This is a genomic window from Streptomyces sp. NPDC034049 (assembly GCF_055575575.1).
On the sequence record NZ_JBVISJ010000053.1, the window covers coordinates 1 to 1214 of the forward strand.

The 1214-nt window shown below is 69.0% G+C and carries 1 protein-coding gene; it reads right to left on the reverse strand.

The features are described 5' to 3' along the window. On the reverse strand, positions 1-1214 hold a 1214-nt coding region (locus tag ACZ52C_RS42015), incomplete at both ends, for an acyltransferase domain-containing protein (protein WP_469079797.1).

The window sequence follows — 1214 nt, forward strand, 5'->3', positions numbered from 1 at the left end:
TCCATATGGAACGAGTGAAAGGCATGACTGACCGTCAGACGCCTGACCCGCAGGCCCTGTTCCCTCCACGCCCCCGCAAGACCGTCCACCGCCTCGGCGTCACCGGAGACCACCACCGACCGGGGACCGTTGACCGCGGCGACATCCACCAGGTCCTCGAACCCGGCCAGCAGCCCCCGCACCTCCTCCTCACCCGCCTGCACCGCCAGCATCGCCCCACCCGCCACGGCCGACTGCATCAACCGGCCACGAGCAGCCACCAACGCCACCGCGTCCGCCAGATCCAGCACACCCGCCACATGCGCGGCCACCACCTCACCCACCGAATGACCCAACAGGTAATCCGGCCTCACCCCATGCGACTCCAACCACCGAAACAGCGCCACTTCGACCGCGAACAACGCCGCCTGGGTGTTGGCGGTGTCATCCAGACCCTCACCGGTACGGATGATCTCCCCCGGCGCCCGGCCCAGATGCCCCTCCAGCGCGTCCGCGACCTCGTCGAACGCCGCCGCGAAGACCGGGAACGCCGCATACAACTCCCGCCCCATACCGATGCGTTGAGCACCCTGTCCCGTGAACAGGAAGGCCGTACGCCCCGATGAACGCGAACCCGACACCACCCGCCCCGACGAGTCCCCGGACACCAGCGCCCGCAACCCCTCCACCAGCGCCTCACCATCGGCGCCCACCACCACGGCACGGTGATCGAAGACGGCACGCGTGGCAGCCAGGGAGTAGGCCACATCCAGCGGGTCCGCCGTGGAATCGTGCTCCACATGGGCGAGCAACCGCGCGGCCTGTTCCCTCAGTGCTTCCGGCGTCCGGCCGGAGAGCGCCCAGGGGAGGACGGCGGGAGGACGCACGACGTCAGCGGTACCGTCGTCGCCCTCGGTGCCGTGGTCGTCCTCGGTGGTGTCGTCGTCGGGTGCCTGTTCGATGATGACGTGGGCGTTGGTGCCGCTGAAGCCGAAGGACGACACACCGGCCCGTCGGGGACGGTCCACGGCCGGCCACTCCCGGGCCTCCGCGAGCAGCTCCACCGCACCGTCCGACCAGTCCACGACCGGCGTCGGTTCATCGGCGTACAGGGACTTCGGCAGCACACCGTGACGGATCGCCTGGACCATCTTGATGACACCGCCGACGCCGGCCGCGGCCTGCGCATGCCCGATGTTCGACTTCAACGACCCCAAATACAAAGGCTGTTGATC